Source organism: Microbacter sp. GSS18 (assembly GCA_029319145.1).
Classification (GTDB): Bacteria; Actinomycetota; Actinomycetes; order Actinomycetales; family Microbacteriaceae; genus Microbacterium.
Genome location: CP119753.1, coordinates 742,873 through 768,393, shown reverse-complemented (window position 1 = coordinate 768,393; position 25,521 = coordinate 742,873). Strand labels below are relative to the sequence as shown.

Here is a 25,521-nt window from a genome sequence, read left to right as displayed (position 1 = left end):
CGCGGCGCGCGCGACCCGCCGGACCGTGTGACGACGCGCGTCAGCCGAGCATGCCGGCGCCGAACACGGCCGCGTAGGCGACGATGTCCAGCCAGAACACGGCCGTGAGGGCGAGGCCGGCCAGCAGCGAGACGCCGAGCTCCCAGGCCCGACGACGCAGGCCGATCGCGAAGGCCCCTGCGAAGGCGAGGACCGGGAACACGACGGCCGCCAGCAGGACGAACCAGCCGTAGCCGTTGATGCCCAGGGCCCCGGTCGCCTGGCTGATGAGGAACGCCAGCGCGTTCCAGACGAAGTAGGCGTAGAGCAGCCCGAATCCGCCGGCGACCGTGGCGACCAGCCACGTCGGGGTGCGGGACACCGATCCGGTCGTCGTCTCGCTCATGAGCCCACCGTCCCCGTCATCACGAAGGGCCACGGGATGAGCAGCACGACTCCGGCGACCAGCCACGACACGCGCACCCAGGCCTTCGACCGGCGCGTCAGCGCCCACACGGCGCCGAACCAGAGCGCGGGTGCCAGCGCCGCCAGCCACAGACTCGGGATGTAGGCGGCAGGCGAGACGAGGAACTCGGCCGTTCCCTGAAGACGCAGGCCGCCGATGACCCATCCGATCGTCCACATCGCCGCGATGCCGGCCAGGACGCCGACCGTGACGAGCATGGCGCTGCCGGTGTGTTCCGGCTGCGCATCGGCACCCTCCGCGGATTCGCCCTCGACGTCCGGCGCCTCGGCGTCCGGCGCCTCGGCGTCCGATTCCCCGTCCGCGCGCTCGGTCCCGGGCTCGTCGCCCGCGGGCGCTGCCGCATCGTCGTCCTCGTCGACCTCGGCCGCACCCTTGCCCACCGGCGTGAATCCCCGGGGCAGCTTCGCGCGCGGGGCGGGGGCGTCGAGAGTGGGGTCCGTGTCGCCGTCCCACCGGAAGGCGTCGTCATCCCTGTCGCTGGTCACGTCGCCAGCGTAGCGGGAGACGCACCGCGAACGCCGGGCGCACGCCGGCCCGCCCGCCCGCGGGTGCGTGGGCGGGCGGATGGCTGGCTGCACAACCGGCCGGTCGTCAGTCGAACGGCTGGAGGGTGAGACTGTGCCACGTGTTCGGGCCGACCACACCGTCCACGGCGAGCCCGAAGCTCGCCTGATACGCGCGCACCGCGGCATCCGTGGCGGGTCCGAAAGCGCCGTCGGCGGTGATCGCCTGACCGTTCGCGATCAACAGGTGCTGCACCGCCGCCACGGCGTCTCCCGAGACGCCCAGGTGCACGGTCGTGATCAGTGCGGGCCAGTCGAGCTGGCCGACGGTGGTGCTGATGTAGAGGGCGCGCAGCGTCTGCTGGAAGGTCCTGATCGCCTCGCCGCTGAGCGGGCCGAAGATCCCGTCTGCGGCGATGGCGGCGCCGTGCTCGCGCAGCAGGTGCTGGGCGGCGACCACCCGCCAGTTGTGCGCCTGCGTCGCGCCGACCTTCACCAGCGGCCATGGGCGCTGCGGACTCGGGAACAGCGTGCTCAGGAACGACCATGTCTCGGGCCCTGCGATGCCGTCCACGGTCAGGCCCCACGCCCGCTGGAACATGCGCACGCACTCGGCGGTGATCGGCCCGTAGATGCCGTCGACGACCAGCGGATCCGCTCCCGGAATCCCGCGCAGCCCGAACTGCTGGACCGCCCTGACCGCGTCTCCGCTGCTCCCCTGACGGGTCGTGACCACCAGTTGCGACCAGGTGGCCGGGCCGCACACGCCGTCCGGCGCGACGCCGACCGATGACTGGAAGGCCGTGAGAGCCGCGACGGCCGCCGGATCCAGCATGATCGGATTCACCGACAGCGCGTGGCCGCGGGCCTTCAGCAGGTACTGGATGCCGGCGCCGACGGTCCACGCGTGGCCGCCGTGCACCGTGCTCCAAGGCATGACGTTCATGGGTGCGTTCCTCTTCTCTCGCCTTTCTCAGGTCCCTCGGCACGAGGGACCGGGACCCGGCGGGCGCCGGGAGGATGGGATCCGTCGCTCACTCGTACAGGCGCAGCGTGAGCACGTGCCACGTGACCGGGCCCACGATGCCGTCGACGGTCAGCCCGAGCATCTGCTGGTAGTCGCGAACGGCCGCGTCCGTCTGGGGCCCGAAGACGCCGTCGACGGCGAGCGACCCGAACATGGTCTGCACCGCACGCACCGCCTCGCCGTTGTCGCCGGCCTTGACGGTGACGATCAGATGCGGCCAGTCGAGCTGGCCGATCGTGGTGCTGATCTCATCGGTGCGCAGCGTCTGCTGGAAGGCCGAGACCGCTGCACCGCTGAGCGGGCCGAAGATGCCGTCGGCGACGATGCCCGAGCCGTGTTCGCGCAGCAGGTGCTGGGCGGCGAGCACGCGCCAGTTGGTGGCCTGCGTGGCACCCACCTTGACGAGCGGCCACGTCGTGCTGCCGGGGGTCGCGGCGCTGAGGAACGACCACGTCTCCTGCCCGGCGATGCCGTCCTGCGTGAGCCCCCACGACTCCTGATAGAAGCGCACGTGCCCGGCGGTGGTCGGCCCGTAGATGCCGTCGACCACGAGCGGCGGAACGCCCGGCGAAGGCGACAGACCGAACGCCTGGACGGCGCGGACGGCATCGCCCGTGCTTCCCTGCTTGGTCGTGACGACCAGCTTGGACCAGGTCTGCGGCCCGACGATCCCGTCGACGGCGATCCCGGCCGACGACTGGAAGGCCTTGACGGCGGCCTCCGTCGCGGGTCCGAAGAGCCCGTCGACGAGCACCGGGTGCCCGTGCTCCTTCAGCAGGTACTGGAATCCCGTGACCGGGAACCAGTCGTGGCCCGGTGAGATCGTGCTCCATGGCTTTACGTTCATCGCATGCTCCTCAGCATCGTGTTCCTGTCAGTGTGAGAGCACCCTGACAGACCGCTGATACATCCGCACGCGATCGCGGATGCGGAGATCCGCGACGAACCGTCTCACTCCCCCGGTGCGCCGATCTCGCGCTCGAGGCGGTCGGCGGTCATCCCCCGCAGATCCGCCGCGACCTGACGGCGCCGCTCCAGCTCGGTGCGGATGATCCGCTCCGCGCGGTCCGCCGGCGCCTGCGGGTCGACGTAGACGGGCCGCTGGAGGATCGTCACCGATTCCGACTCGTCCACCTGCAGCCACCGCGATCCGCTGACCGATGCCGCGCCGCCCGCCTGGCCGATCGCCGCGGCGGCCGCGGGGGCGGCGAATCCCACGACCGTCGCGAGCGCCAGGACGAGGAGGGTCCCACCCCGTCGGCCCGACGGTGTCGTGCTCTGCGTGTCCATGATCTGCTCCTTCTCGGCGACGCTCTGCCGCCCTGTTCACAGCGTCACGACCGGCGATATCCAGACGGGATCGGGGCATATCCGTCCGATATCCGTCGTCGCCCGCACGGTTGACCCGCCGCGTGGGGTCGATGAGACTGCCACCATGACCGTGCGGATCCTGGGGCCGCTGGACATCGGCGGGCCCGAGCTGAGCCCTCGCGAGCGCACCGTGCTCGCGACCCTCATCGTGCGGCGCGGAAGCGTGGTCACCAGCGCCGAACTCGCCGATGCCCTGTGGCACGACGAGTTCCCCGCGACATGGCCTCAGCAGGTGCGCAACGCCGTCGCGCGCATCCGCTCGCGCTTGGGTGCCGAGGCGATCACGACCGTCGGCGACGGCTATGTGCTCGGCATCGACGCGGACGCGATCGACGCGGTGGTCTTCGAGCGGCTGGTGGCGGAGGGCCGCCGCTTCGGTCTCGAGGGATCGCACGAGCGCGCGGTCGCGTCATTCCGGCGGGCTCTGGCGCTGTGGCGGGGCACACCCCTCCCCGACGTCGCATCGTGGCCACCGGGCGAGATCGAGGCCCTTCGCCTGAGCGAGGTGCGCGCGAGCGTCGAGGACGAGCTGCTCGATGCGCGGCTGCGCAGTGGCGAGCAGGCGAGCGTCATCGCGGACGCGGAGCGGCTCGTGCGCGAGGACCCCCTGCGTGAACGGCGGTGGGGGCTGCTGGCGCTGGCGAACTACCGCGCCGACCGTCAGGCGGAGGCCATGGCCGTCCTCCGCGCCGCGAGGACACGTCTCGCCGAGGACCTCGGCGTCGACCCGAGCCGCGGACTCGTCGAGCTGGAGACCGCGATCCTGCGCCACGACGCCTCGCTCGACGCCCCCGCCCACGATCTGACCTCGCAGACGGATGCCGCGGCTGCAGCGTGTCCGTGGCGCGGACTCGCCGCCTACGACGAGACGGACGACTCCCTGTTCTTCGGGCGGGATGAGGACGTCCGGGCCGTTCTCGCGCGGTGCCGTCCGCGCTCGATCGTCACGATCGTGGGCCCCAGCGGCTCGGGGAAGTCGTCACTGATGCGCGCCGGCGTGGTTCCCCGGCTTCGTGAGCAGGGTCGCGGTGTGAAGATGGTCGCTCCCGACGGCGCGTCCTCCGCTGTCTTCGACGATCGGGCATCGGTCATCGGGATCGACCAGGCGGAGGAGCTGCTCGCCCTCCCGCCGGAGAACATGCGCGAGCTCAGCGCGCGCGCCGCGACGTGGGTGGAGCGGGGCGGATGCCTCATCCTGACGCTGCGGTCCGACGTGCTCGACCGAGCGACCGCGCTCCCCGACGTCGGCGCCGAGCTGGGACGGGGCGTGTACGCCCTCTCGCCCCTCGACACCGCGATGCTCCACGAAGCGGTCACCGGGCCGGCCGCGGCGACCGGCCTGCGGCTGGAGCCCGGACTGCTCGAGGTCGTCCTTCGCGACGCCGGCGAGCGTGCCGGGATCCTGCCCGCCCTGTCGCATGCGCTCACCGCGACGTGGGCGCGGCGCGAGGGTTCCACGCTGACGCTGGACGGCTACGAGGCCGCCGGCGGCATCGCCGGCGCGATCGCCCAGTCGGCTGAGCACGTTTACGCCAGCTTTTCCGCTCAGGGGCGCGACGTCTGCCGCTCTCTCATGATGCGCCTGATAGAGCGAACGCCCGAGGGCGTGACGGTCCGGCGGCGGGTGCCGCTGTCGACGCTGACGGCGGATCCGCTGCGCAGGTCTGTGGTCGAGCGCCTCGTGACGGCGCGCCTGGTCACGGTCGACGGCGACGCGGCCATGATCGCGCACGAGGCGGTCGGTCGCACGTGGCCTCGGCTGGACGGCTGGCTCACCGAGGACGCCGCCAATGCGCGGATCCTGCGGGGCATCGAACAAGCCGCGGCCGCCTGGAACGCGGCGGGAGGACCCGAGGAGGATCTGCTGCGAGGCGGTCGCCTGCATGCCGCCCTGGAGTGGCGGGAGGACTCGTCGCCCGATCTGACCGAGGTCGAGGCGGCGTTCCTCGACGCCGCCGCCGAGCGGCAGCAGAACGAAGTGCGGGAGCTCGCCGCCCGCGCGACACGCGAGCGCGCGAACAACCGGCGCCTTCGACTGTCGCTGGCGGCCGCTGCTGTGCTCCTGGTCGCCGCCCTCGTGGCGACCGGGATCGCTGCGCTCCGGGGCGCGGAGGCACAGGCCTCGGCGTCGGATGCGCGTATCGAGGCGCTCGCGGCGACGTCCCTGAGCATCCGCGACAGCGACCGCGATGTCGCGGCGCTCCTGGCCGCAGAGCTGTATCGCCGCCACCCCGACGACCCCCGCGCGCGCTCGGCGCTGCTGGGGAGCCTCACCGGCGGCGGTGGGCTGATGCGGACGATCCGGTTCGACGCGGGATCCCTCGCGAGCGCACGTCTGATACCGGGCACCGACACGGCACTCGTGGTGACCGACGCGCCCCCAGGATCGCGGGACGGCGGCGACACAATGACCGCGGTCGTCGACCTCGACACCGGCGCCGTGATCGAGGAGCTGGATGTTCCCCTTCCCGCGGCGGACTTCCAGATCTGGCGAGACATCGTCATCAGCGAGGACGCCTCCACGGCCTTCATCCAGACGGGCGCCCTCCGGCCGGAGGGAACCTGCTGCGCGAACCACATGACGGCGATCGACCTGGCCTCCGGCACGCTCAACTTCGACACGGTCCTCGTCGACGCCCGCACAGGACAGAAGCCGGCGATCTCGCCGGACGGGTCGCGCGCGTACGTCGCGCACTGGATCACGGGCGCTCCTTCTCTGATCGATCTGACCACCGGAGAGGTCTTCGCGTCGCGAGAGCACGATCCGGAGGAGTTCGAGAACATCCCGGGCCGCTACAACGGACTCGCGCTGATCGACGGGCGGCTCTACGTCGGCATGGACGACCACATCGCCGTCTACGACCCGGACTCGCTGCGGCCGGTCGACACGATCGAGCTGCCGGGCGAATCGCTGACCGAGATCCTGATCATGGACGACGCTTCGGGGGGGCTCATCGCCGTCGGGGACTCGGGTGCCGTGCGCGTGGACCTCGCGACGTCAGAGGTGCTGTGGCGTCAGGGGGCCGCGCTCCGCTGCGTCAGCGGCGTCGCCGTTCCTCCCTCGAGCTTCCTCTGCGCCACCGGCATCGGACTCGTCAAGGAGCACGACCTGGAGACCGGACAGGAGACGGGCCGCAACTTCGACACACTGTCAGAGGACAACTACACCGTCGACGTCCTTCCGGGCGGCGATGAGTTCGTCACGGTGGTCCCCTTCAACCCTCCATCGCTGCAGCGGTGGCGGATCGACGGCGCCCCCGCGATCACGCGGCCGGTGGCTGAGGGATTCGACCTCACGGATGGCTTCGGGGCGTCCGGTTCGATGGCCATCATCCGTCCCCGCGCCGACGTCGTGATGGGTCTCCTGCCCAGCGGCACCGTTCTCGATACCGATCCGGAACTGGAGTACATGAGGCTGTGGGACCTCGAGGCGGACGCGCCGGTCGGCGAGCCGGCGTTCGGGATGATCTGGCTGAGCGACACGGTCGTCGCCCGGCTCGACCGCGGTGTCACCTGGACTCTCGAAGACGTCGCTTCGGGCGATCGCCATCCGGTGACCGCGATCGCCGAATCCGACGAGGCGTGGCTGTTGCCGGGCGGACCGGGCGGTCACGCGTGGGCGATCACGTCGGACAGCCTGATCGCCTTCGATCCCGAGACCGGCGAGGCGTCCGCCGACCCGATCGCGCTCCCCTTCGACGGTGCGCGCGAGCATCTCGCGGTCAGTGAGATCCCCGGCACCGGACGCGTTCTGGTGACGTGGCGCAGCAGGACGGAGGGCGTCGACCGGACGGCCGTCTTCGACATCGGGACCGGCGAGGAGCTCGCCCGCGGACTCGAGCACGACAGCATCGCCATCGCCCTGCCCGATGGCACGATTCTGAGCGCGAACGCCGAGCGCATGCTGCGCAGCGATGCGGACCTCTCGCCGCTGGAGGCGCTCGCCAAAGCAGGGACGGCACCCATGCACATGACCGTGAGCGGCGACGGCAGGCTGCTGCTGACCGCGAGCTTCGACCAGCGCATGGCCCTGTACGACCTCACCGACGGACGGCGGCTCGGCGACGAGATCATCGGAGCGTTCGACCCCGACAACTTCTGGCCGGTCGGCTTCCTGCGCGACGACGGGCAGGCGATGGTGACGTCGTCCGACGACGGTGTGCTCGTGTGGGACCTCAGGCCCGATGCGCTGCGGGATGCCGTGTGCACGATGGTCAGTCGCGAACTCACGGATCTCGAGTGGCGCACCTATCTCGGCGACGAACGCGACGCGCAGACGTGTCCCGCCCAGGCGACGTCCGTCGCCGCCGGGTGATGCGGTCGCGCGGGGCGCCGTGCGGTGTCTTGACGCGCCTGCGCGGCAGGAGTGTGATGGGCCCATGGCGAGAGCCGAAGAGGTCGACGTCGACTATCTGGTCGTGGGTGCCGGCGCCATGGGGATGGCGTTCGCCGACGCGCTGGTCGATCACGCCGACGTGACCGTCGCGATCGTCGATCGGCGGCACGCAGCGGGCGGGCACTGGCTCGACGCGTACCCGTTCGTGCGGCTGCATCAGGCATCCGCCTTCTACGGGGTGGCGTCCACGCTGCTCGGCGGCGGCCGGCTGCAGACCCGCGGCCCCGAGAAGGGCCTGCAGGAGCGCGCGACCGCACCCGAGGTGTGCGCGTACTACGGACGCATCATGGACAAGCTCGAGGCGACCGGCCGTGTGACGTTCTTCCCCGGCTGCGAATACGACGGCGACGGGATGTTCCACTCGCGCATCAGCGGTGTGCGCTATGCGGCACCGCGAGCGCGGATCGTCGACGCGGCCTACCTGTCGGGCGAGATCCCGGCCACCTCTCCTCCGCCGTTCGTCGTCGAAGACCTCGCCGATGTGATCGCGGTGAACGACCTGGTGCACCTGGTGGAGGGGCCGGAGCAGTTCGTCATCGTGGGAGCGGGCAAGACCGCCATGGATGCCTGCGTGTGGCTCCAGCAGCAGGGAGTCGACCCCGCGGCGATCTGCTGGGTGCGTCCCCGCGACCCCTGGATCCTCAACCGCGCCGTCGTGCAGCCCGACCCGGCGATCTTCCTCGGGATGGCGGCCGACACGATGGAGGCCGTGCGCGACGCGGACTCGGCCGACGACATCTTCGCCCGGCTGGAAGATCGCGACATCATGCTGCGCATCGATCGCTCGGTGACGCCGAGGATGGCCAAGACACCCACCATCGCGACGTGGGAGCTCGACCTGCTGCGTCGCGTCGACGACGTCGTGCGGCGCGGGCATGTGCGGTCGGTGGGGCGCGGCCGACTCACCTTCGACGACGGAGACGTCGCGATCTCGGAGGATGCGGTGATCGTGCACTGCGCCGCCGCCGGTCTGCCGTCACAGCCGCTCGTGCCCATCTGGGAACCCGACGCGATCCGGCCGCGCACCGTGCGTGTGGGCTTCCCGTGCTTCGGCGCGGCGCTGACCGGGTACGTGGAGGCCACGCGGTCGACCGATGAGGAGCGCAACGACGTCTGCCGCCCGTCGCCGTACTCCGACACGCCCGAGGATTGGGTGACGATGCAGATCGTCGGCGGCGATGCGTCGCAGGGGATGTCACGCCAAGCGGACATCCGGGCTTGGGCGAACACGACGACGCTCAATCCCGCGCGCATCCCCGAGGACCGGACCGACGATCCCGCCGTGCACGACGCCGTCGCCCGCCTCAAGGCCAGCATCGGGGCCGGCCGCGCGAGGCTGGGCGAACTCGCCATGTCCCTCGGCTGAGCCGCGCCGCCCGGAGAGGGGCCGGGCAGCGCACCGGATACCGGATCTCCGCGACGGATAGCGGACGGATAGCGGCCCGCGTCAGCCTCTGGACATCAGAGGGGGACGACGTCACACCTCCTCCTCCAGGACACAGAGAGGAAAGATGTCATGTACGCGACCACCGTCCATCCCCGCGGCGCGGCGCGTCTGCGTCTCGCCAGCCTCGCCGCGACCCTGCTCCTGCTCACCGGCTGCACCGCGGAGGCGTCGAGCCCCGATCCGGAGATCACGACGTGGCAGGAGGCGTTCGACGAGGCATGGGGCGAGGACTGGGAGAACCTCACCGAGATCGACGGCGTCGCCGAGGACTTCCCCGCGGAGATCCCGCTTCCGGAGGGAGAGCTGGTTCACTCGATGGCGGGACCCGGCGTCTGGGACATGATCTTCGAGACCGACCAGTCCGAGGAGCAGGCGCAGCAGCTTCTCGAGGCGCTTGGACGGATCGCGGGTCCGGCTGAAGAACAGCCCCCTGACCCCGAGGCGCAAGGCGGGTCGCTGTGGACCTTCTTCGACGACAGCTACGCGATCATCGTTCAGATGCAGCCCGGGCCGTGGCCCCCGCCCATGGTGGCCATCGGCGTCGTCCAGCGATGACGTGCCCTTGACGCGTCTGCGCCCCCGACCCACACTGCCACCATGACCGTGCGCGTCCTCGGTCCGCTCCAGAATGACGGGCCGGCACTCAGCCCCAGGGAGCGAACGATCCTGTCCGCGCTCGTCCTCCGGCGAGCGCGATCCGTGTCACCGGGCGAATTGGCGGATGCATGCTGGGGAGAGAACCGGCCGCAGACGTGGGCGCAGCAGATCCAGAACTCGATCGCCAAGATCAGGTCATCTCTCGGCAGGGAAGCCGTGCGCACCGTCGGCTCGGGGTACTGCCTCGGCATCCCTGACGACGCTGTCGACGCGGTGCAGTTCGAGCGGGAGCTGTCGCGTGCCCGCCACCACGGGCTGACAGGCTCCCACGACCGTGCCGTCGCTGCGTACCGCCACGCACTCGACCTGTGGCGCGGCGATCCCTACGCGGACGTCTCCGACTGGTCGCCCGCGCAGACCGAGGCGATGCGACTGGGCGAGCTCCGCGCGGACGCGGAGGAAGAGCTCCTCGACGCGCGGCTCCGGCTGGGCGAGGATGCGACGGTCGTTCCGGACGCGGAGCGGATGGTGCGCGAAGCCCCGCTGCGCGAGCATCGGTGGGCGTCCCTCGCCCTCGCGAACTACCGTGCCGGGCGCCAGGCGGAGGCGATCGCCGTCGTGAGGTCCGCGCGCGGCCGGATCGCAGATGAGCTCGGGCTGGACCTCGGGCGGGAGCTGCGCGACCTCGAGGTCGGCATCCTCCGCCAGGACCCGGCGCTCGATCCTCCTGCGCCGCCGTCCGGCGCGCAGGCGCGCGGAGGCGTCTCGGAGTGCCCGTACCGTGGGCTCGCCGCCTACGACGTCGAGGACTCGGCGATGTTCTTCGGTCGTGATGCCGACGTCCGAGCCCTCCTCCCCCGTACCGGAGCCCGATCGGTCGTGACGATCGTCGGGCCGAGCGGGTCGGGCAAGTCATCGGTGCTGCGCGCCGGTCTCGTTCCCCGCCTGCGCGAGCACGGACGTCGTGTGGCGGTGATCACCCCGGACGCGGAGGGTGTGGTCGAACTGCGGGAAGCGCTGGCCGACGGCACCGCGACGATCGCGGTGGACCAGGCCGAGGAGCTCCTGTCCCTGCCCGGCGATGAGCTGAGCGAGCTGGGCGAGCTCGTCCGGTCGTGGCTGGATCGCGACGGAACCCTCATCCTCGCCCTTCGCTCCGACTTCCTCGATCGGGCGACGGCGTTCCCGGCGATCGGAACCGCGATCGGACAGAACGTATACGCCCTCTCCCCCATGGACGACGACCGCCTCAGCCGTGTCATCGTCGGCCCGGCGGAGACCGCCGGCCTTGCACTCGAGACCGGCTTGGTCGAGATCATGCTCCGTGACGCGGGCGAGCGGACAGCGATCCTTCCGGCGCTGTCCCACGCGCTGGCGACCACCTGGTCGCACCGGGAGGGTGCGACCTTGACTCTGGCCGGATACGAAGCCACGGGAGGGATCGCGGGCGCGATCGCCCAGTCCGCCGAACGGGTGTATCAGGCGCTCAGTGAGCACGGCCAGGAGGTGTGCCGGGCGTTGATGATGAGACTCGTCGAGCGGACGCCTGATGGCGCGAACGTGCGCCGCCGCGTCCCGCTGGAAGCGCTGATCGCCGGGGCGACTCGCCGCGACGTCCTCGAGTCGCTGGTGGCCGCCCGGCTGGTGACGATCGATCGCGATTCGGCGACGATCGCGCACGAGGCGGTCGGCCGGACCTGGCCGCGGCTGGACGCATGGCTGGCCGATGACGCGGGAGACGCCGAGACCCTCCACCGGACCGAAGCATCCGCTGCCGCCTGGGACGCCGCCGGGCGCCCCGACGATGATCTGATGCGCGGCGCCCGGCTCCAGACGGTCGTCGAGTGGCGGGAGCGGACTGCGCCCATGCTCACGGACACGGAGTCCGACTATCTCGAGGCATCGACGGCCGCGCATCGAGACGAGTTGCGGGAACTGGAGGCGCGCGCCGCACATGAGCGGGCGGACAACCGCCGGCTGCGCGTCGCGCTCACCGCCGCTGCGAGTCTGCTGGTCGCCGCGATCCTCGCCTCGGGCCTGGCGATCCTGCGAAGCGCGGACGCGCAGGCGGCTGCCGAGGATGCCCGCATCGAAGCACTGACGACGGCGGTTCTGAGCACGGCGACCGGCCGGGAGACGGCCGCGCTGCTCGCGGCCGAGGTCTACCGCCGCTGGCCCGAGGACCCACGGGCCCTCACCGCCCTGGAAGGCGCCCTCGCCCAGGCAGCGGGCTTGGTGCGCACCGTGAGGTTCCCCGAGGACGCGGTCGTGGCGGGCGCGATGATTCCCGGACGACGCAGTGTGCTCGTCGTCGTCGACACCCCCGAGTCCCGGACAGCCGGCCCATCCGGATACGCCGTTCAGATGATCGACCTCACCAGCGGCAAGGTCGTCCGTGAACTGGACGTCGATCTGCCGTCGCTCATCATCGATCCCGACCGCAACATCCGGGCCGAGGCGCCGCATCGCGAGGTGATCGTCAGCGGGGACGGGGCGACCGCCCTCATCCTCACCGAGGTCTCCTCGTCGGCGGACCCCGGCACCTGCTGTGAGCGCCGGCTCACGGCGGTGCCGCTGCAGCCCGGCGGCGCCTCCCTCGCCACCATCCCCCTCGACGGGGAGCTCGCCGATCGGCCTGCGCTTTCTGCGGACGGCAGCACCGCGTACGTGGTCTACAGATATGCTGCCTCGCCGGTCATGATCGACCTTCGCACCGGCCGCATCGTCGTCTCCCCCGACCACCTTGCGACGGGCGATGACAGCGACGCGCAGCGATTGGCTTTCCTCGACACCGGACTCCAGCAGTCCGCCCTCATCGAGGACCACCTTTACGTCGGCGCCCGCGACCACATTCGCGTCTACGATGCCTCGACGCTCGCCCTCGTCGACCGGCTCGATCTGCCGACCCGCCGGGCTGTCTCGTTGACGTCGCTGCACGTCGGCCCCGATGGCGACGGCGGGCTGCTGTCGATCTCGACCGTCAAGGGAGTTCGCCTCGGCCTCCCCGATGGTGAGGTGATCTGGGAGGTGAAGGACTTGGACTGTGCATCGGCCCTGGCCGTGTCCCCGTCGATGTTCCTCTGCGCACGCGAGGACGGCGTGTGGTCGCACAGTCTCGACACGGGCGAAGCCCTCCGTCGCATCCTCGAACCCCTGCCCAGCGACAGCACGACGATGGAGTGGTTCAGGGGCGTGTCCGAGATCGCAGCGATGACGACCGAGAGCCCCGCCGTGCTGCAGCGGTGGCGGCCGAGCGGCGAGTTCTCAGTCCGGAACGCCGATCAGATGCGCGATGCCGCGTGCGCCGTCGCGTCACGTCAGTTGACGCGGGAGGAATGGGACCGGTTCTTCTCCGGTGAGCCCTACCAGCGCACCTGTCCGGATGTTGCATGAGTCGGCGTCTCGCCTTCCAGAACTCGTCGGCTTGGTCGAGGTGATCGTCGCCCGGCGGCACGTCCGCCGCTCAGCGGCTCCCACGGCTTGGTCGGCCTGTCGCCGGTCTCATTGATTCGCCGCGGAAGACGCGGAACACTGGCGCCATGACCATGCGGGTTCTGGGGCCGCTGGACACCGGCGGCGGGTCGCTCAGCCCGAGAGAGCGAACGATCCTCGAGGCACTCATCGTCCGGCGCGGCAGCGCCGTCACGCCGGACGAGCTCGCCGCCGCCTGCTGGGGCGAAGCTCCTCCGCAGACCTGGCCCCAGCAGATCCGGAATGCGGTCGCGAAGATCCGTGCACAGTTGGGCGCCGATGTCATCCGGACCGTCGGCGAGAACTACCGTCTGGCGGTCGCGGATTCGTCGCTGGATTCGGTCGAGTTCGAGACGCGCATCGCCGAGGCCCGTCACCGGGACCTCGAGGGCGCGCACGACCGGGCTGTCGCCGCATATCGACGGGCTCTGGACCTGTGGCGGGGCGACCCGCTGGCGGATGTCGCATCCTGGCCACCCGGCGCGAGCGAGGCGATGCGCCTGCTCGAGCTGCGCAAGACTGCCGAGGAGGAACTCGAGGACTGTCGCCTCCGTGCCGGCGAATCCACGGCGGTCATCCCGGATGCCGAGCAGCTCGTTCGCGCCGAGCCGCTGCGTGAGCGCCGGTGGGCGACGCTCGCCCTGGCGAACTACCGCGCCGATCGCCAGGCCGAGGCCATCGCCGTCCTCCGCTCTGCTCGCAGCCGCCTGGTCGAGGAGCTCGGGATCGACCCCAGCAGATCCCTCGTCGACCTCGAAGCAGCCATCCTGCGCCAGGACCCGACGCTCGCCGCGCCGACTGACGACTCGTCCTCACCACTGGTGTCGGGCGAGTGCCCCTACCGCGGTCTCGCGGCATTCGGCGTCGAGGACCGCGATCTGTTCTTCGGACGCGACTCAGACGCATCGGCCCTGGCCGCACGGTGTGTGCGTCGCGCCGTCGTCGCGGTCGTCGGCCCCAGCGGGTCGGGCAAGTCCTCGCTCGTGCGCGCGGGCCTGGTGCCGCTTCTCCAAGACCGCGGCGCTCGGGTGACGGTTGTCACCCCGAGCGAGCTCGGCGCTTCGCTCGACCGGAGTGTGTTCGACTCTGAGACCGGCGTGGTCGTCCTCGACCAGGCGGAAGAGCTGCTCGGAGCCTCACGGGACGCCGTCGACGCACTCGCGTCCGAGGCCGACTCCTGGCTCCAGGCCGGCGGCTGTCTCGTGCTGACCCTCCGGTCGGACTTCCTCGACCGCGCCACGGCCCTGCCCCGCATCGGGGTGGCGATCGGGCGCGGCACCTACGCACTCTCGCCGCTCGACGAAGCGGGAATCCGACGGGCGATCACCGGCCCCGCAGAAGATGCGGGCCTGAAGGTCGAACCCGGTCTCGAGGAAGTCATCCTGCACGACGCCGGCGACCGACCAGGGATCCTCCCCGCGCTGTCGCACGCGCTCGTCGCGACGTGGACGCATCGCGAGGGCAACACGCTCACCATCGCCGGATATGAATCGAGCGGCGGCATCGCAGGCGCGATCGCACAGTCCGCCGACCAGGTGTACCGCGACCTGCCTCCCGAAGCCCAGGAAGCGTGCCGATCGGTGATGATGCGCATGGTCGAGCGCTCCGCCGAGGCCTCGACACTGCGCCGAAGGGTCGCACTGGGAACACTCACCGAGGACGCGACCCGTCGCTCGGTGGTCGAGAGGCTGGTGGCTGCCCGTCTGGTCACGATCGACGGCGACTCCGCTGTGATCGCGCATGAGGCCGTGGCGCACACGTGGCCGCGACTGGACGCCTGGCTCACCGAGGACGAGGAGAACGCGCGCATGCTGCGCCAGATCGAGGCCGCCGCCGCGGCATGGGACTCCGCAGGGCGGCCCGATGACGATCTGCTCCGCGGCGGTCGGCTCCACGCGGCGCTCGAATGGCGTGAGAGCACGTCACCGGACGTGACCGCCACCGAGGCGGCGTTCCTCGAAGCCGCGGCGGAACGTCATGCGCACGAGATTCGCAGCCTCGAGCAGCGCGCCGCGCACGAGAAGCGTCGCAACCGCACCCTGCGTATCGCGCTGGCCGCCGCGGGCGTCCTGCTCGTGACCGCGGTCGCGGCGACCGGCATCGCGGTCCTCCGCAGTGCCGAAGCGCTCGCCGCGGCCGACCTGGCACGTCTCGACGCGCTGGTGGCGACATCCGCGAACCTGCGCGATGACAACGTCACGGTTGCCGCGCTCTTGGCCGCCGAGGCGGGACATCGCTGGCCGGATGACACACGTGTCCACGACGCGATGACGTCCGTCATCGCGGGCACCGGCCTGGTCGACACCATTGTGTTTCCCCACGACGCGCGCATCTCGGGAGCGCTGATTCCCGGCACGCGGACCGCGCTCGTGGCCGTCGGGACGCTCGTTGATGATGTCGTCACCGATTCAGCGCTCCACGTGGTCGACCTGGAGACCAAGGACCTCGGGGAACCGCTCGATGCCGACCTGCCCGACGGGTACTGGGGGCACTATCTCGAGGTCAGTCCCGACGGATCGACCGCGTACATCCAGACCTCTGCGGGTCGCGAGACGAGCGACGGCGGCCTGGACTGCTGCGTCAATTTCTTCACCATCGTCGACCTGGTCACCGGGCGCAAGACGACCGACACGGTCCTCGTCGACGCGCGGACGAGCGCGGCCATGGCGGTGACCGACGACGGCAGCCGAGCGTACTTCATCCACTCCGTCACCGCTTCGCCGTCGTGGATCGAGCGGGACACGGGCACCGTCATGTCCCTGCGTGCGCATGAGCCCGAGGACTTCGTGGGCGAACCGGGGATCCTCGATGGTGTCGTGCTGGTGGGCGACGATCTGTATGTGAGCGCGGATGATCGCATCCTCGTGCACGATGCCGAATCGCTCGAAGTGACACGGACCATTCCACTGTCGGCATCGGGGCTGAGCTTTGCCCTCGCCTCCGACGGGGCGGGCGGCCTCCTCTCGTTCGGCGGCAACGGAAGCGTTCGTGTGGACCTCACCACGACCGAGGAAACATGGCGCCAGCCGCGCGAAGTCGTGGAATGCCCGTACCCCCTCGCGATGACCCCGGACGGGTTCATGTGCGGCAGCAGTCTTTCTGTGTTCTCAGAACACGAGGTGCTCACCGGGGAGCACACCGGTGTCACCTTCACCGGACTCCCTCCTGCGGCCTTCGTGGTCGACGCGCTCCCCGGGGGTGACGAGGTTGTGATCTTCGTCGACCAGATTGAGCCGGCCATCACGCGATGGCGGCTCGGGGCGACCGACAACATCTACATCCTGCCCACGGCGGAGCTGCATGACCGGCTCTGCGCCATGGCGGGACGTCAGCTGACCGAGGACGAATGGAGGACGTATCTCGGCGACGAACCCTATGAGCCCACGTGCCCCGAGTCGCCGTGATCTCATCGAGGAGGCCGACCGGTTCAACTGCCGTGACGGCTCCTGGCCTCCGGACGGTCGCGGTCCGCGCTGTGCCGACCTACGGCCAGAACTCGTCGAGCTCGTCGAGGTGATCATCACCAGGCGGCAGGTCTGCTGCCGGTGGAATCCCCAGCCATGGCGGTCGCACCGAAAGCATCCCGATGACGGCCACCATGACGGCGACGGCGATCGCCGTGCCTGCGACGTCTTCCATGTGCACCCCCTCGGTCTGGGACTCCCCGATCGTGCACCACAGCGTGACAGACGCAGGTATCAGCCGGGTGTCCGAGCCGTTACGGCCGCGGTACGGCCGGAGCCACTCCTGTGGAGCCACCACACCGATCAGCGGATCTCCATGTGCCAGGTGCGCGACTCACGCTGCTGGAAGTACCGCGCGCGGGTCTGCGAGAGACCGGCCTGCTGCTCGCCCTCGCCGCTCTCGGACCGATCGCGTTCGGCCATCGCCTCGAGACGGTCCGCGGGCGGATGCGGTGGGCCCTCGCCCGTCGACGCGGTGTCCTGCGCATCGGTCATGCAGACCGCAGCGACCGCCCTTTCACCCACGGGTGCTTCCGGGTAGGCATCCACCGGGAGCACCAGCGCGACCGAGAGAACGGCCGCACCACCTCCCAGGACCGATCCCCACGCGGACGCGATTCGCGTTCTCATGGTCCACCTCGTTTCCCATTCCGGCGCCGCCGGGATCCGCGCCGACAGCGGACACCGGCACGTCGGGGGCGTCCGCACGGACCTGGCGCGGGCGCGTCGACACGCTCATGTCAGCGGCGGCCAGAGCCCCTGCTCGTCGGTGCAGCTGAGAATCGACTTGCCATCCCAGAGCACGATCCGCGCGCACTCCTCCTCGACCGATCCGTGGGGCGACGGGCGCGCATCGGCTGCGGCGGCCCCGGCGACCACGCCGAGGCCGATGAGGGCGGTCACGCCCACCGTCCGCAGCAACCCGCGCACCACGTCGGTGCCATGGTGTGTTCTCGACATCGGAATCTCCCTTCGATCTGCCATGACCGTCACACCGCCCGGTATCAGCCCGGTATCCGTTCGTTGCAGCCCGCGCGGGCGGCAGCCGTCATGCCGGTGCGGGAAGCACCCGCGCACCGTGACGGTGCTCACACTCGGAAAGGCCGGAAGGGGTGCCGGCTCGTCCGCGAGGGACGGCGATGGGACGGCGACCGTCGTCGGTCGGATCGGGACGCCTCGGCGACCTCTGCCATGGCGGTGGGGAGTTCCGCCTCGCTCTCGTGACGGCGACCGCCCGGCGACTTCGGGATACGAAAAAGGCCCCCGCCCCCTTGGTGCGGGGGGCGGGAGCCGGTGAAGCCGAGCGTTATGGGCCGGCGGTCAGTGGGGAGGGGTCAGCGCGCGGCCGAGCCCTCGGTGTAGTCGGAGTCCTGCTGCTTCCAGGCGAACAGGCCGCGCAGCTCCTTGCCGGTCTTCTCGATCGGGTGCTGCGCCTCCTTCTCGCGGAGGGCCTGGAACTCGGGGGCACCGGCATCCTGGTCGGCGATGAAGCGCTGCGCGAACGCGCCCGACTGGATGTCGGCGAGCACGCCCTGCATGTTCTCCTTGACGCTGGGGTCGATGACCCGCGGGCCCGACACGTAATCGCCGTACTCGGCGGTGTCAGAGATCGACCAGCGCTGCTTGGCGATGCCGCCCTCCCACATGAGGTCGACGATGAGCTTCAGCTCGTGGAGCACCTCGAAGTAGGCGATCTCGGGCTGGTAGCCCGCCTCGGTCAGCGTCTCGAAGCCGTACTGCACCAGGTGCGACATGCCACCGCACAGGACGGCCTGCTCGCCGAACAGGTCGGTCTCGGTCTCTTCGGTGAAGGTCGTCTTGATGACGCCGGCGCGCGTGCCTCCGATCGCCTTGGCGTAAGACTTCGCGACGTCCCAGGCCTCGCCCGACGCGTCCTTCTCGACGGCGATGATGTCGGGGATGCCGCGGCCGGCGACGTACTCGCGGCGCACGGTGTGGCCGGGGGCCTTGGGGGCGACGAGGATGACGTCGACGCCTTCGGGAGCCTCGATGTAGCCGAAGCGGATGTTGAACCCGTGCGCGAAGGCGAGGGTCTTGCCCGGCTTCAGCTTGTCCTTGATGCTGTCGCTGAAGATGGAGCGCTGGTGCTGGTCGGGCGCGAGGATCATGATCAGGTCGGCCCACTCGGCGGCATCCGCCACGTTCTTGACCTCGAAGCCGTCTTCCTGAGCCTTCGCGGTGGACTTCGAACCGTCCTTGAGCGCGATGACGACCTCGACGCCCGAGTCGCGCAGGTTCTGGGCGTGGGCGTGGCCCTGCGAGCCGTAGCCGACGATGGCGACCTTCTTGCCCTGGATGAGCGAGAGGTCGGCGTCCTCGTCGTAGAACATCTCTGCCATGGTGTTTCTCCTTGTTGTGGTCGTTGTCGTTCCGGTGCGGCCGCGCACGATCGGCGGCCGGTGATCTGGTGTCAGCCGCGCAGCACGCGCTCGGTGATGCTCTTGCCGCCACGGCCGATGGCGAGGAGGCCGGACTGAGCGAGCTCCTTGATGCCGAACGGCTCGATGGCTCGCAGGAACGCGTCCACCTTGCCCTTGTCGCCGGTGATCTCGACGACCAGCGCGTCGGTGGCGTAGTCGACGACCGACGCGCGGAAGAGGTTCACCACTTCGAGCACGTTCGACCGGCTCTGGTTGTCGGCGCGCACCTTCACCAGCATGTGCTCACGCTGGACGGAGGCTGCGGGCTCGAGCTCGACGATCTTGATGACGTTCACGAGCTTGTTCAGCTGCTTGGTCACCTGCTCGAGGGGCAGTCCCTCGACGTCGACGACGACGGTGATGCGCGACAGGCCCGGGACCTCGGTGACGCCCACCGCGAGCGACTCGATGTTGAAGCCGCGACGGGCGAAGAGACCGGCGACACGGGTCAGCAGACCCGGCTTGTCCTCGACGAGGAGGCTCAGCACGTGGCTCGACATGGCTCAGTCTCCCTGCTCGTTGAAGGCGGGCGAGTGGTCGCGCGCGTACTGGACGTAGCTGTTGCTGACGCCCTGGGGAACCATCGGCCACACCATCGCGTCGGCACTCACGACGAAGTCGATCACCACGGGGCGGTCGTTCGTCTCGAGCGCGGTCTTGATCGCGGCGTCCACGTCCTCCTCCTTCTCGACGCGCAGCGCGAGGCAGCCGTAGGCCTCGGCGAGCTTGACGAAGTCGGGGATGCGGACCGTGCCGTGCCCGGTGTTCAGGTCGGTGTTCGAGTGCCGCCCCTCGAGGAACAGCGTCTGCCACTGACGGACCATGCCCAGCGACGAGTTGTTGATGATCGCGACCTTGATCGGGATGTTGTTGATGACGCAGGTCGCGAGCTCCTGGTTCGTCATCTGGAAGCATCCGTCGCCGTCGATCGCCCACACCACGCGGTCGGGATCGGCCACCTTCGCGCCCATCGCGGCGGGGACCGCGTAGCCCATCGTGCCGGCGCCGCCGGAGTTGAGCCACGCGTTGGGGCGCTCGTACGAGATGAACTGCGCCGCCCACATCTGGTGCTGCCCGACACCGGCCGCGTAGATCGCGTCCGGTCCGGTCAGCTCGCCGATGCGCTTGATGACGTACTGCGGAGCGAGCAGGCCGTCCTCGGTCGGGGAGTATCCGAGCGGGAACTCGTTGCGCAGTCCGTCGAGGAACGCCCACCACCCATCGAGGTCGGCACGGCCCTGTTCGGCCGCACTGGAGAACGCGGTGGCGAGGTCCACCAGGACGTCCTTCAGGTCGCCCACGATCGGCACGTCGGCGGAGCGGATCTTCGAGATCTCCGCCGGGTCGATGTCGACGTGCACGACCTTCGCGTTCGGCGCGAAGTGCTCGGACTTGCCGGTCACGCGGTCGTCGAAGCGCGCGCCGAGGGCGACGATGAGGTCGGACTCCTGCAGCGCCAGCACGGCCGGGACGGTCCCGTGCATGCCGGGCATGCCCAGATGCTGGGTGTGGGAGTCGGGGAACGCGCCACGCGCCATGAGCGTGGTCACGACCGGTGCACCCGTCGCTTCGGCGAGGGCGCGCAACTCGTCCGAGGCGTTCGCGCGGATGACGCCGCCGCCGACGTAGAGCACCGGCTTCTGCGCCGAGGCGAGCAGCTGCGCGGCCGCGTGGATCTGCTTGCCGTGCGCCTTCGTGACCGGCCGGTAGCCCGGGAGGTCGATCTTCGGGGGCCACACGAAGGGGCTCGACGCCTGCTGGGCGTCCTTGGTGATGTCGACCAGCACCGGGCCGGGGCGCCCCGTGCTCGCGATCTCGAAGGCGGCGGCGATCGCGCCCGGGATCTCGTCGGCGGTCTTGACCAGGAACGAGTGCTTGGTCACGGGCATCGTGATGCCGACGATGTCGGCCTCCTGGAAGGCGTCCGTGCCCATCAGGTGACTGAAGACCTGACCGGTGATGCACACCAGGGGCACGGAGTCCATGTACGCGTCGGCGATCGCGGTGACGAGGTTGGTCGCGCCCGGGCCCGACGTCGCGATCGCGACGCCGGTGCGCCCGGTCGCCGCGGCGTAGCCCTCGGCGGCGTGGCCGGCGCCCTGCTCGTGTCGCACGAGGATGTGGCGCACCGCCGGGTCGTCCAGCAGCGGATCGTAGACGGGCATGATGGCGCCGCCGGGGATGCCGAACACGTCGGTCACCCCCAGCAGCTCGAGCGAGCGGACGACCGCCTGGGCTCCCGTGAGCACGGGCGCGGACGCGGTGCGAGCGGGAGGCCGGGGCACGGCCGTCATCGGTTCGGCAGGCATGGTGAGGATCCTCGAGATAGGTCGCAGGTGTGTTTCGGGGAAGGCCGTCAGCCCGTGACGGCGCCCTGGGCTGCAGAGCGCACGAGACGGGAGTACTTGGCCAGGACGCCACGGGTATAGCGCGGAGGAAGGGGCTCCCAGCCGTCCCGGCGGGAGCTCAGCTCTGCGTCGTCGACGAGTAGGTCGAGAGTGCGAGCCGCGATATCGACCCGTATCAGATCACCATCGCGCACGAAGGCGATCGGACCTGCGTCCACCGCTTCGGGTGCTATGTGGCCGATGCACAGGCCGGTTGTGCCGCCTGAGAATCTGCCGTCCGTCAAGAGTAGTACATCTTTTCCGAGACCAGCGCCCTTGATGGCGGCCGTGATCGCGAGCATCTCGCGCATGCCCGGGCCGCCCTTGGGCCCCTCGTACCGGATGACGACGACGCTGCCGGCCTCGATCTCACCGGCGGCGAGGGCGTCGAGGGCGCCACGCTCGCGCTCGAAGACGCGCGCAGGACCCTCGAAGACGCTGGCGTCGAAGCCCGCGGTCTTCACGACGGCGCCCTCGGGGGCGAGCGAGCCGTGAAGGATCGTCAGGCCGCCGGTGGCGTGGATCGGGTCGTCGAGCGTGTGGACGACCTCTCCGTCGATCGGATCCGGGTCGAGCTCGGCCAGGTTCTCGGCGAGCGTCTTGCCGGTGACCGTCAGCGCATCACCGTGCAGCAGCCCCTCGTCGAGCATCGCCTTCATGATGACCGGGATGCCGCCGTGACGGTCGACGTCGTTCATGACGTACTTTCCGAAGGGCTTCATGTCGGCGATGTGGGGAACCTTGTCGCCGATGCGGTTGAAGTCGTGCAGGCTCAGCTCGACGTCGGCCTCGTGCGCGATGGCGAGGAGGTGCAGCACGACGTTCGTCGACCCGCCGAGCGCCATGGCCAGCGCAATGGCGTTCTCGAACGCCTCCTTGGTGAGGATGTCGCGCGTCGTGATCCCCTGGCGCAGCAGGTTGACGACCGCTTCGCCCGAGCGGTGCGCGAAGTAGTCGCGGCGGCGATCCGCCGAGGGCGGAGCCGCAGAGCCCGGAAGGCTGAGCCCGAGCGCCTCGGCGACGGAGGCCATCGTGTTCGCGGTGTACATGCCGCCGCAGGCACCCTCGCCGGGCGCGAACGAGCATTCGATGCGCTTGAGGTCCTCTTCGCTCATGCGACCGGCCAGGCACGCGCCGACGCCCTCGAAGGAGTCGATGATCGTGATGTCCTTCTCGGTTCCGTCCGACAGCTTGACGAAACCGGGCGCGATGGAGCCGGCGTAGAGGAACACGCTCGACAGGTCCAGGCGCGCCGAGGCCATCAGCATGCCGGGGATCGACTTGTCGCAGCCGGCCAGCAGCACCGTGCCGTCCAGACGCTCGGCCATGACGACGGTCTCGACGGAGTCGGCGATGACCTCGCGCGAGACCAGCGAGAAGTGCATGCCCTCGTGCCCCATCGAGATGCCGTCGGAGACCGAGACGGTGCCGAACTGCAGCGGATAGCCGCCGCCGGAGTGGACGCCCTCCTTCGCGCCCTGCGCCAGGCGGTCCAGGCTCAGGTTGCAGGGGGTGATCTCGTTCCAGCTGGACGCGATGCCGATCTGGGGCTTGTCCCAGTCCTCGTCGCCCATGCCGACCGCGCGGAGCATTCCGCGGGACGTGGTCGCCTCGATCCCGTCGGTGACGACGCGACTGCGGGGCTTGATGTCGATGGTGCTGTCGGACTCAGGCATTCTCGAAGTCTATTCCCGTCACGCGTCCGAGACCTGCTGTGTGACCCGCGCGCGCGCAAGTGCGGACAGCATGTCCGCGAACGCCGGGATGTCGGGCACCGTGACGGTGGCCGCGGTGTCGGCGCGCGAGCCGACGTGCACGCCCACGTCGCCGGGGCCGAGGCTGCGCAGCGCATCCTCGTCGGTCACGTCGTCGCCGGCGAAGAGCGCCGCGTCGGCATCGGTCATGCCGCGCAGGTCCGCCACCGCAGAGTCCTTGCCCTCGTGGCGGAACGCGTACTCGACGATGTTGTGCCCGGTGCGCCGGCGCCAGTGGGGCGCCTCGTCGGCGATGATCGCATCGACCGCCTCACCCGCCGCGCGGGCCGTCGCGGCATCCGCCAAGCGCATGTGGACGCCGAAGCCGAACGACTTGGGCTCGATCCACACCCCGTCCATCGCCGACGTGACCTCTTCGGCGTGGGTGCGCAGCGCGTCGCGGAGCCGCACGTGCTCGTCGTCGTCGAGCACGCCGACGGGCCCCTCGCCCGGCACCCACAGCTCGGCCCCGTGGGAGCCGGCCAGATAGATGCCCGAATCGTCGCGGTGCTCGGCGATGACGCGAAGATCGTGCAGGCTGCGACCCGACACGAGCGCGACGACCGTGCCCGGCGCCTCGACGAGGGCGTCGACGGCACGCCGGGACTCCGGAAGCATGCGCGCCGTCATCGGCTCGTCCACGAGCGGCGACAGGGTGCCGTCGAAATCGAGTGCGACCAGCAGCCTGGGCACGGCGGCGAGAAGGGCCACGGCGCCCGCGGGGGTGTCGGCGCTCATGCCGTCCCACGCTCCCGCAGCTTCGCCTCGCGCGCCTGGTGCAAGGCGTCCAGGAAGTCCCGCGACCAGCGGGCGACGTCGTTCTCGAGCACCTTCTTGCGCATCGCCCGCATTCGCCGGCCCTGTTCGCCGGCCGGCATCTCGAGGGCGCGGACGATGGCGTCCTTCATGCCGTCGATGTCGTGCGGGTTGATGCGCACCGCGCTGGCGAGCTCGTCGGCGGCTCCGGCGAACTCGCTCAGGACGAGGACGCCCCGGTTGTCCAGGCGCGCCGCGACATACTCCTTGGCGACGAGGTTCATGCCGTCTCGCAGCGCCGTGACGAGCATCACGTCGGCAGCCAGGAACAGGGCGACCATCTCTTCGCGGGGATACGACTGATGCAGATATCGGATCGCGGTGTGGTTCATCGTGTCGTACTGGCCGTTGATGCGCCCCACCGTCAGCTCGATCTCGTCGCGGAGGTGGGCGTAGGACTCCACCCGCTCGCGGCTGGGGCTCGCCACCTGCACGAGCGTGACGTCCCCCACCTCGACGCGTCCGTCCTCGAGGAGTTCGCCGAAGGCCTTCATGCGGTGGCGGATGCCCTTGGTGTAGTCGAGCCGGTCGACGCCCAGCAGGATCTTCTTGGGGTTCCCCAGGCTCTCGCGGATCTCGGACGCGCGCGCCTGGATGTCGGGACGCTGGGCCAGTTCGATGTAGCCCTCGGAGTCGATCGAGATCGGGAACGCCTTGGCGAGCGCGACGCGGTGCCCGCCGCCCTCGAGCGGCACCGAGATCCCCGACGCCTTGGTCGTGTAGTGATGGATGCGGCGCACCGCGCGCGCGAAGTTGCCCGCGTCCGCCACCCGCTGGAAGCCGATGACGTCGGCGCCCAGGAGGCCGTCGATCACCTGGCGCCGCCAGGGCAGCTGCGAATAGAGGCCGTATGCGGGGAACGGAATGTGGTGGAAGTAGCCGATCGTGAGGTCGGGGCGCATCTCGCGCAGCATCCGCGGCACCAGCTGCAGCTGGTAGTCCTGGACCCACACCGTCGCACCGTCGCCCGCGGCGGCAGCGGCAGCCTCCGCGAAGCGGCGGTTCACGCGCACGTAGCTGTCCCACCACACGCGCCGATAGCGGGGGGCGGCGATGACGTCGTGGTAGAGCGGCCAGATCGTGTCGTTCGAGAAGCCCTCGTAGTACATCTCGATGTCGTCGGCCGTCAGCGACACCGGCACGAGGAGCGTGCCGTCGAAATCGAAGGGTTCCACCTCGAGGTCGGCGCGCCCCGGCCAGCCGACCCACGCACCGTCCACCTTCTTCATCACCTGCTCGAGGGCGGTGACGAGCCCTCCCGGCGAACGGCGCCAGCCCTCGCCTCCGGGTCCGGTCACGCGATCGACGGGCAGTCGATTGGCGACGACGACGAAATCTGCTGTGGTCACGGGACCTCCCGGATCGAGCTTTCCGTCTGCCA

Annotated in this window: 19 protein-coding genes; 5 read left to right on the top strand and 14 right to left on the bottom strand. The window is 70.3% G+C overall.

The window, feature by feature from the left end; translation table 11 throughout:
• Positions 1-40: 40 nt before the first annotated feature.
• The 5 genes from P0L94_03605 to P0L94_03585 all read right to left on the bottom strand — a co-directional run bounded on the left by P0L94_03605 (position 41) and on the right by P0L94_03585 (position 3,286).
• Positions 41-385 carry a hypothetical protein gene (locus tag P0L94_03605; protein WES65165.1) on the bottom strand — a complete coding sequence of 115 codons (345 nt, stop codon included), beginning with the start codon at positions 383-385 and terminating at the stop codon, positions 41-43.
• Positions 382-951: a hypothetical protein gene (locus tag P0L94_03600; GenBank protein WES65164.1), complete on the bottom strand. Its 570-nt coding sequence runs from the start codon at positions 949-951 to the stop codon at positions 382-384. Before P0L94_03600 ends, P0L94_03605 begins: the two co-directional genes overlap by 4 nt.
• 106 nt (positions 952-1,057) lie before the next feature.
• Positions 1,058-1,915: a peptidoglycan-binding protein gene (locus P0L94_03595; GenBank protein ID WES65163.1), complete on the bottom strand. Its 858-nt coding sequence runs from the start codon at positions 1,913-1,915 to the stop codon at positions 1,058-1,060.
• 88 nt (positions 1,916-2,003) lie between these two features.
• Positions 2,004-2,843, bottom strand: coding sequence for a peptidoglycan-binding protein (locus tag P0L94_03590; protein WES65162.1), 840 nt, complete (start codon positions 2,841-2,843; stop codon positions 2,004-2,006).
• A gap of 104 nt (positions 2,844-2,947) precedes the next feature.
• A complete protein-coding gene (locus P0L94_03585) occupies positions 2,948-3,286 on the bottom strand; it encodes a hypothetical protein (protein ID WES65161.1) in 339 nt (112 codons plus the stop codon).
• A 145-nt stretch (positions 3,287-3,431) separates the two neighbouring features.
• On the opposite strand from P0L94_03585, the gene P0L94_03580 reads away from it, so the two are divergent.
• The 5 genes from P0L94_03580 (at position 3,432) to P0L94_03560 (ending at position 16,682) form a co-directional block, all read left to right on the top strand.
• Entirely contained in the window at positions 3,432-7,682 is a 4,251-nt protein-coding gene (locus P0L94_03580; protein ID WES65160.1) for a BTAD domain-containing putative transcriptional regulator, read from the top strand.
• 64 nt (positions 7,683-7,746) lie between these two features.
• A complete protein-coding gene (locus P0L94_03575; protein ID WES65159.1) occupies positions 7,747-9,129 on the top strand; it encodes an NAD(P)-binding protein in 1,383 nt (460 codons plus the stop codon).
• A gap of 150 nt (positions 9,130-9,279) precedes the next feature.
• The gene (locus P0L94_03570; protein WES65158.1) at positions 9,280-9,765 is read left to right on the top strand and encodes a hypothetical protein; all 486 of its coding nucleotides are present in this window, start codon (positions 9,280-9,282) and stop codon (positions 9,763-9,765) included.
• Between the two features lie 42 nt (positions 9,766-9,807).
• A complete protein-coding gene (locus P0L94_03565) occupies positions 9,808-13,200 on the top strand; it encodes a BTAD domain-containing putative transcriptional regulator (GenBank protein WES65157.1) in 3,393 nt (1,130 codons plus the stop codon).
• A 146-nt stretch (positions 13,201-13,346) separates the two neighbouring features.
• Positions 13,347-16,682, top strand: coding sequence for an AfsR/SARP family transcriptional regulator (locus P0L94_03560; GenBank protein ID WES65156.1), 3,336 nt, complete (start codon positions 13,347-13,349; stop codon positions 16,680-16,682).
• Between the two features lie 79 nt (positions 16,683-16,761).
• Here the strand turns inward: P0L94_03560 and P0L94_03555 are convergent, their stop codons facing one another.
• From P0L94_03555 to otsA, 9 genes are all read right to left on the bottom strand, one after another.
• Positions 16,762-16,917, bottom strand: coding sequence for a hypothetical protein (locus P0L94_03555; GenBank protein ID WES65155.1), 156 nt, complete (start codon positions 16,915-16,917; stop codon positions 16,762-16,764).
• 128 nt (positions 16,918-17,045) lie between these two features.
• Complete coding sequence (locus P0L94_03550) at positions 17,046-17,372, bottom strand: hypothetical protein (GenBank protein WES65154.1); 327 nt, start codon at positions 17,370-17,372, stop codon at positions 17,046-17,048.
• Positions 17,373-17,477: 105 nt separating this feature from the next.
• On the bottom strand, positions 17,478-17,834 hold the full coding sequence (locus tag P0L94_03545) for a hypothetical protein (GenBank protein ID WES65153.1): 357 nt from the start codon (positions 17,832-17,834) through the stop codon (positions 17,478-17,480).
• A gap of 242 nt (positions 17,835-18,076) precedes the next feature.
• The gene (gene ilvC / locus P0L94_03540; protein ID WES65152.1) at positions 18,077-19,102 is read right to left on the bottom strand and encodes a ketol-acid reductoisomerase; all 1,026 of its coding nucleotides are present in this window, start codon (positions 19,100-19,102) and stop codon (positions 18,077-18,079) included.
• A gap of 71 nt (positions 19,103-19,173) precedes the next feature.
• On the bottom strand, positions 19,174-19,683 hold the full coding sequence (gene ilvN / locus P0L94_03535) for an acetolactate synthase small subunit (GenBank protein WES65151.1): 510 nt from the start codon (positions 19,681-19,683) through the stop codon (positions 19,174-19,176).
• Between the two features lie 3 nt (positions 19,684-19,686).
• Positions 19,687-21,492 carry an acetolactate synthase large subunit gene (locus tag P0L94_03530; protein WES65150.1) on the bottom strand — a complete coding sequence of 602 codons (1,806 nt, stop codon included), beginning with the start codon at positions 21,490-21,492 and terminating at the stop codon, positions 19,687-19,689.
• A 47-nt stretch (positions 21,493-21,539) separates the two neighbouring features.
• The gene (gene ilvD / locus P0L94_03525) at positions 21,540-23,246 is read right to left on the bottom strand and encodes a dihydroxy-acid dehydratase (protein WES65149.1); all 1,707 of its coding nucleotides are present in this window, start codon (positions 23,244-23,246) and stop codon (positions 21,540-21,542) included.
• A gap of 18 nt (positions 23,247-23,264) precedes the next feature.
• The gene (gene otsB / locus P0L94_03520) at positions 23,265-24,062 is read right to left on the bottom strand and encodes a trehalose-phosphatase (GenBank protein WES65148.1); all 798 of its coding nucleotides are present in this window, start codon (positions 24,060-24,062) and stop codon (positions 23,265-23,267) included.
• Positions 24,059-25,489 (bottom strand): alpha,alpha-trehalose-phosphate synthase (UDP-forming), encoded by a 1,431-nt coding sequence (gene otsA / locus P0L94_03515; protein WES65147.1) that lies wholly within the window; start codon positions 25,487-25,489, stop codon positions 24,059-24,061. The genes otsB and otsA overlap by 4 nt, the downstream gene beginning before the upstream one ends.
• Positions 25,490-25,521 lie beyond the last annotated feature (32 nt).

What these genes read in the sequence shown, in the direction of transcription:
- P0L94_03560 (WES65156.1), top strand. Translation starts at nt 13,347, where the DNA reads ATGACCATGCGGGTTCTGGGGCCGCTGGACACCGGCGGCGGGTCGCTC.
- P0L94_03590 (WES65162.1), bottom strand. Translation starts at nt 2,843, where the DNA reads ATGAACGTAAAGCCATGGAGCACGATCTCACCGGGCCACGACTGGTTC.
- P0L94_03530 (WES65150.1), bottom strand. Translation starts at nt 21,492, where the DNA reads ATGCCTGCCGAACCGATGACGGCCGTGCCCCGGCCTCCCGCTCGCACC.
- P0L94_03570 (WES65158.1), top strand. Translation starts at nt 9,280, where the DNA reads ATGTACGCGACCACCGTCCATCCCCGCGGCGCGGCGCGTCTGCGTCTC.
- ilvC (WES65152.1), bottom strand. Translation starts at nt 19,102, where the DNA reads ATGGCAGAGATGTTCTACGACGAGGACGCCGACCTCTCGCTCATCCAG.
- ilvD (WES65149.1), bottom strand. Translation starts at nt 23,246, where the DNA reads ATGCCTGAGTCCGACAGCACCATCGACATCAAGCCCCGCAGTCGCGTC.
- P0L94_03550 (WES65154.1), bottom strand. Translation starts at nt 17,372, where the DNA reads ATGAGAACGCGAATCGCGTCCGCGTGGGGATCGGTCCTGGGAGGTGGT.
- P0L94_03575 (WES65159.1), top strand. Translation starts at nt 7,747, where the DNA reads ATGGCGAGAGCCGAAGAGGTCGACGTCGACTATCTGGTCGTGGGTGCC.
- P0L94_03605 (WES65165.1), bottom strand. Translation starts at nt 385, where the DNA reads ATGAGCGAGACGACGACCGGATCGGTGTCCCGCACCCCGACGTGGCTG.
- otsB (WES65148.1), bottom strand. Translation starts at nt 24,062, where the DNA reads ATGAGCGCCGACACCCCCGCGGGCGCCGTGGCCCTTCTCGCCGCCGTG.
- P0L94_03565 (WES65157.1), top strand. Translation starts at nt 9,808, where the DNA reads ATGACCGTGCGCGTCCTCGGTCCGCTCCAGAATGACGGGCCGGCACTC.
- P0L94_03580 (WES65160.1), top strand. Translation starts at nt 3,432, where the DNA reads ATGACCGTGCGGATCCTGGGGCCGCTGGACATCGGCGGGCCCGAGCTG.
- P0L94_03555 (WES65155.1), bottom strand. Translation starts at nt 16,917, where the DNA reads ATGGAAGACGTCGCAGGCACGGCGATCGCCGTCGCCGTCATGGTGGCC.
- P0L94_03595 (WES65163.1), bottom strand. Translation starts at nt 1,915, where the DNA reads ATGAACGTCATGCCTTGGAGCACGGTGCACGGCGGCCACGCGTGGACC.
- P0L94_03585 (WES65161.1), bottom strand. Translation starts at nt 3,286, where the DNA reads ATGGACACGCAGAGCACGACACCGTCGGGCCGACGGGGTGGGACCCTC.
- ilvN (WES65151.1), bottom strand. Translation starts at nt 19,683, where the DNA reads ATGTCGAGCCACGTGCTGAGCCTCCTCGTCGAGGACAAGCCGGGTCTG.